General features: G+C 37.7%; 6 protein-coding genes and 1 pseudogene. 6 read left to right on the forward strand and 1 reads right to left on the reverse strand.

Annotated features, from left to right (window positions below; all coding sequences use genetic code 11):
- Nucleotides 1-508, forward strand: a pseudogene (locus BHE89_RS25370) (hypothetical protein); the annotation flags it as partial.
- Nucleotides 509-512: 4 nt separating this feature from the next.
- Nucleotides 513-1,439 carry a methyl-accepting chemotaxis protein gene (locus tag BHE89_RS25375; protein ID WP_286145999.1) on the forward strand — a complete coding sequence of 309 codons (927 nt, stop codon included), beginning with the start codon at nt 513-515 and terminating at the stop codon, nt 1,437-1,439.
- A gap of 96 nt (nt 1,440-1,535) precedes the next feature.
- On the opposite strand, the gene BHE89_RS08605 is transcribed toward BHE89_RS25375, so the two are convergent.
- Entirely contained in the window at nt 1,536-2,534 is a 999-nt protein-coding gene (locus BHE89_RS08605; RefSeq protein WP_069369108.1) for a 2-hydroxyacid dehydrogenase, read from the reverse strand.
- 149 nt (nt 2,535-2,683) lie between these two features.
- Between BHE89_RS08605 and BHE89_RS25380 the strand changes: the two genes are divergently transcribed.
- From BHE89_RS25380 to BHE89_RS08625, 4 genes are all read left to right on the forward strand, one after another.
- On the forward strand, nt 2,684-3,109 hold the full coding sequence (locus BHE89_RS25380) for an intermembrane phospholipid transport protein YdbH family protein (RefSeq protein WP_286146000.1): 426 nt from the start codon (nt 2,684-2,686) through the stop codon (nt 3,107-3,109).
- A complete protein-coding gene (locus tag BHE89_RS08610) occupies nt 3,096-5,312 on the forward strand; it encodes a YdbH family protein (RefSeq protein ID WP_286146002.1) in 2,217 nt (738 codons plus the stop codon). The genes BHE89_RS25380 and BHE89_RS08610 overlap by 14 nt, the downstream gene beginning before the upstream one ends.
- Before the next feature lie 43 nt (nt 5,313-5,355).
- Entirely contained in the window at nt 5,356-5,526 is a 171-nt protein-coding gene (locus BHE89_RS08615; protein WP_074454097.1) for a YnbE family lipoprotein, read from the forward strand.
- Between the two features lie 100 nt (nt 5,527-5,626).
- Nucleotides 5,627-5,734: YnbE family lipoprotein (locus BHE89_RS08625; protein WP_128860405.1), on the forward strand; the 108-nt coding region annotated here is incomplete at its 3' end.

A 5,734-nucleotide genomic window follows, 5' to 3' on the forward strand; every position in this document is an offset into this window, starting at 1 on the left:
TATGGGTAAAGCGCGATATCAAATGGCCGTGATCAGAGCAAATATTAATGGATTAGATGGACAATTACGGGTTAATGAAAAGCCCTCAGCAAAATATTTTCACCAAACCGCAGAATATATTGAAATAACGCGTGAAGAGATCCACCGTTGGTCAGATACAGAAAAACTGACCTTAGAAGGACGAGAATTAGCGGATGATATGACAAAGCGTTTTGATGAATTGCTTGATATCTTCACTGGTGCACTAGATAGACTACGTAAAGGTGAGCTAACAACACACTCCGCCAGTGCTAAAATGGATGAACTAAATGATATTACTATGCAATATTATGCCGTTGCTAATAGTATTGAGAATAGCTACATCGATATTGCAAAAACATCTCAAGAACGTTTTAATACTGGTATCAATCACGACAAGCATTCTTGTTATTCTTTTATTTATTATTATATTGCGTTGGTTCTCCCATACTTTTATTGGCAATATCAGAATATTAATCAATATCTTTAGTAAAATGAGCCAAGGCGATTTAAGTATGCGTGTAGATAATCATGGTACTAATGAATTTGGTCAGTTATTCAACGAAATGAATAAGATGAAGAATTCATTAAGTCATATGATTTCTTCCGTGAAAAATGCGGTTAATACCATCAGCGTGAGTGCAAGCGAGATAGCGACAGGAAATACCGATTTATCTTCCCGTACTGAAGAGCAGGCTAGTGCATTGCAAGAAACTGTTGCGAGCATGGAGCAAATTAAAACAACAGTTGAGAAAAATGCAGATAATTCACGTGAAGCAAGCAAACTCGCACTAACAGCAACGGCATCTGCCCAAAATGGCGAAAATGTGATGGATAGTGTGATCGAGACGATGTCCTCCATCTCTGAAAGTGCGAAGAAAATTGCAGATATCAATGACATTATTAATAGCATTGCCAATCAAACGAATATTTTGTCATTGAATGCCGCTGTTGAAGCCGCGAGAGCTGGTGAGCAAGGTAGAGGATTTACTGTTGTGGCATCTGAAGTGCGTAGTTTAGCCAGCCGTAGTGCGGAAGCTGCGAAAGAGATCAATGAGTTGATTACACATTCTGTTAATAAAGTGCATATTGGTTCGCAGCAGGTTGCTCAAGCTGGGCGTTCAATGTCAGAGATCGTTACAACCATCAATCAGGTAAATGACTTTATGCAACAGATTGCACTTGCTTCTAATGAGCAAAGCATGGGGATTAACCAAATCGCGTTGGCGGTCAGTGAAATGGATACTGTTACTCAGCAAAATGCCGCATTGGTTGAGGAATCAGCGGCTATAACAGCGAATATGGATGATGAAGCTCATCAATTAGCTAAATTGGTTTCACAATTTAAAGTCGATGAAGAGAAAAAGACTCGTTCACACTTTGAACCTACGAAATCAATAGAACTTATTGATAATCAATAAAAAATAAGTATCATATCGATAATACGTAAAATAAACCCCCTTGCTAATCTATGGTGAAGGGGGGTTTTTTATTACATTTATTCTTAATGCTTAAAACTACGCTTTGACCTGATTAACACACTCATTACCTGAGGCCACATCTTTAATATTATGCAGCGTTGTTTCACTAATACTAATTAATGCTTCTTCTGTTAGGAAGGCTTGGTGTCCAGTGAACAACACGTTGTGACAAGAAGAAAGTCGACGGAAAACATCATCTTGAATAACGTCATTTGATTTATCTTCAAAGAAAAGATCGCGTTCATTTTCATAGACGTCCATTCCTAGTGCACCAATTTTGCCTTGTTTTAGTGCATTAATGGCAGCCGCAGAATCAATTAAAGCGCCTCGACTGGTGTTAATAATCATCACACCATTTTTCATTTGTGCAAAAGCAGTTTCATTTAATAGATGATGGTTATCTGCGGTTAATGGGCAGTGTAACGAAATCACGTTAGAGTTTGCATAGAGTGTTGGTAGATCGACATATTCAGCACCTAAATCAAGTACGGCTTGATTTGGATAAGGATCATAAGCAAGTAACTTCATGCCAAAGCCTTTTAATATGCGTAATGTCGCTAATCCTATTTTACCTGTACCGATAATCCCAGCAGTACGATTATGCATATTAAAGCCAGTTAAGCCTTCTAATGAGAAGTTAGCATCACGAGTACGTTGATAAGCTCTGTGTATACGACGATTAAGTGAGAGCATCATACCAACAGCATGTTCTGCAATAGCCTCTGGCGAGTAAGCTGGAACACGGACAACAGTTATACCTAATTCAGCCGCAGCTTTTAAGTCGACGTTATTGAATCCTGCACAACGTAATGCAAGGATACGGATATTAAGACCAGCAAGCTCTTGTAAAACCGCACGATTTGCATCGTCATTGACGAAAATACAAACAGCATCAGCGCCAACGGCATTTTTTGCGGTTTGTTCTGTCAAATTAAAATCGAAATATTCAATATCATAATGATATCCATTATGTTGATTAACCCATTCCATGTGCTTACGATCATAATGTTTAGTACTATAGGAAACGATTTTCATCCAGTCTTCTCTACTCTCGATTAAATTTTTATTCAGAGGCTGGAAAAACAAGAATTATCCAGCCCCAATATGAAAGAAATTAATACTATCATTATAAACAATTTAACGAGGTAAGTGGATGATTCAGGTTTGTTTAAAAGGAATATGATGTGTTGTTAAGAAAAACAATCAAATGGACAGGGACGATACTACTAGGCGTCGGTCTAATAGGCACTGCTTTATGGGTGTCTATTCCTCGTTGGCTACCTGCTGTTGCCCATTATTACTTACCTGAAGGTGTATTACTTTCTGTATCTCAGCCCAAGTTACAGCGTATGGGGATTTCAATTGAACACATCGCATTAAAGACAGAGAATTGCACTTTAGCTAATCTTGATAACTTCGTTTTTTCTTATCACAAAGCGCAGATTGATAAACTTCAATTTAACAGCCAACAACTTGCCATTGATGAACAATGTTTTTCAATGATGCCTACAAGTAAGCAAGAAGAAACAGCAACGGTTCCTCTTGAGATAAATTCATTACTAACTTCAATACCTCATTTATCTGTCAATATCGACAATGTGCTTTTTTAAAGAAAATGTTCGCTACCAAGGTGCATTACAATTAAAAACACAAAACAATGGGCGATTAATCACTTACCAAGGAAAAAATGCCCAACTCGGTCTTTTTATTAGAGATAACCAGTGGCTAGATATTAAACAGCTTAAAGTGAATTTACCTGATGATAATAATATTGAACTTGCCGCTGAAATAGCACTTCCTTTAAATATCGCGTCATTACCTGAAAAAGGAACAATTAATGCCACGTTATTAGCTTCTCATTACCCCCATCCTTTAGTTTTTATTCTGGAATGGATAGGGCAATCTGGCACTATTTCAATTGCTGAACAAGGTGGGGGGCATGCATTAGCTTTATTGCCGTGGACTGTAACACCTGAAAATATTGCCATTGAGCAAGGGCGTTGGGAATGGTTTGGCGTAGATCAACCGTTGCGAGGCGGTGTAAATATTAATATTGGCCAATGGCAAAAAGGTTTGGCTGATTTAAGATTAACAGCACGATTAAATGTGATGACAGAAGGTAAAGCAGGGAAAGGAAATTTAGTCTTATCGATCCCTGAAACGGCAGTAAATTGGTTAGATGCTGAAATTCCTATTCAAATCACGGGTGTTGTTAATAAAGAATTAATGCAAGCCAGTGCACAATTACCTGTTAAAGTCACTGGCATGCTGACAGATCCTACTATTGAATTTCAATCTGGATCTTTATTTCGTTTTAAAGGGCCCGTCACTGAAACACTGACTATCACAGATGCGCGTTTACCTTTAGCTGGGACGACACTTTCATCAAAAGGTTTTAATGGGCGTTTAAATGCGATAGTCGTTGCCCAAGATAGTATTTGGGGTGATTACCGCATTCATTTTCAAGGTAAAGCGATTGATTTTTTACCTGATAATGGGACTTGGCAATGGCGCTATTGGGGGGATGGAAATTTACTCCCATTAAAAGCGCGTTGGGATATTGCAGGAACAGGTTATTGGGCTGATAAAGTAGTGAGTTTTGAAAAACTCACTACAGGTTTTGATGTTTTAAAATATCAAAATACAACGATGACGGCGCCTCGATTATCGTTAGAAAGCCCGTTTCGTTGGATAAGAGATGAGCAAAATCCCGTATTTAATGGAAAGTTAAAATTAACGAGTCAGCGTATTGATTTTCCTGAGGGCGGTTTTTTAGATAGAGCCGACTTTATTGCCACAGTTAATGGTGATTCTCCTTTTAACTTTAATGTAAAAGGAGAATTAAGTGCGAAGCCAACTATAGGACCTATTGCAATAAATACGCGGTGGGATGGTGCAAGATTAAGAGGGCAGATGCGTTGGCCTTCTCAACCCATCAATGTCTTTCAATCACTTATTCCAGCAGATTTAGGAATGACTCTTGATAAAGGGGAATTATATACGCAAGCTGATTTCTCTATTGCGCCAGGACAAGGATTGATGGCTGGTGGACACCTTGTTGTTAAGCAAGGTGGTATGTGGCTTAAAGATGGTGTTCTAGAAGGTTTAGATTTTATCTTGCCTTGGCGTTTAAACGGGGATGAGTGGCAATTAGGGGTTAAGCAACCTGTCCAGTTACGGATAAAACGTGTTAACAATCTTTTTGAAATGACTGATATTACAGCAGATTTACAAGGCTTTTATCCAGCAACTGAAAGTAAGCCGTTAGTTTTATCTAACGTTAATGTAGCGATGCTTGATGGAACAATATCTTTAGCCAAATTAGCGATACCACAACATGATGCTGCGATTATTTCTATTGATAACATTCAATTAAGTCATCTATTTACTCTATTAAAAGTGACGCAATTTGCAGCATCGGGTAAAGTGAGTGGAGAATTTCCGTTCTTTATTAATAATAATCAGTGGATTATTAAAGATGGTTGGTTGGCTAATTCATCTTACTTGACGCTAAGACTGGATAAAGATTTTGTTGATTCAATTGACGAGAATAATATGTCAGCAGGCGTTGCTATGGCATGGTTGCGTTATCTAGAAATCAGTCGTTCTTGGACTCGTGTTAATTTAAGCAATTTAGGTGAGTTAGTCTTAGAGGCTGAGATCCAAGGAACAAACCCTCTTGAAGATAAACGTCGTCAGGTTAATTTTAATTATCGGCACGAAGAAAATGTCTTCCAATTATGGCGAAGTTTACGATTTGGTTCACAATTGGAAGAGTGGTTAGAAAAAAAGCTTATCAGATTTAGGGAGTGAGTCAGAGTGAAACCATTATTTTTAAAAAAAACTATTTTTATTAATGTCCTTAGTGATGGAAATTTCGGTGCTAACAGGATGTATTAGACTAGAAGTGGCCACACCGGATAAACCGATTAACATTAATATGAATGTTAAAATTGAACATGAGATTAATGTAAAAATAGATCGCCAAGTGGAAGATCTCTTAAAAAATAACAGCGCCATTTTTTAAAGGGTAAATGATGAATTATAAAAAATATCTCTTTAAGTTTTGGGCTAATAATGGCTTTAACGAGTATGAATGTTATGGCATTAACACTTGATGAGGCGAGATCACAAGGATTTCGGTGCTAACAGGATGTATTAGACTAGAAGTGGCCACACCGGATAAACCGATTAACATTAATATGAATGTTAAAATTGAACATGAGATTAATGTA

The organism is Shigella sp. FC1967 (assembly GCF_001743005.1).
Taxonomy (GTDB): domain Bacteria; phylum Pseudomonadota; class Gammaproteobacteria; order Enterobacterales; family Enterobacteriaceae; genus Proteus.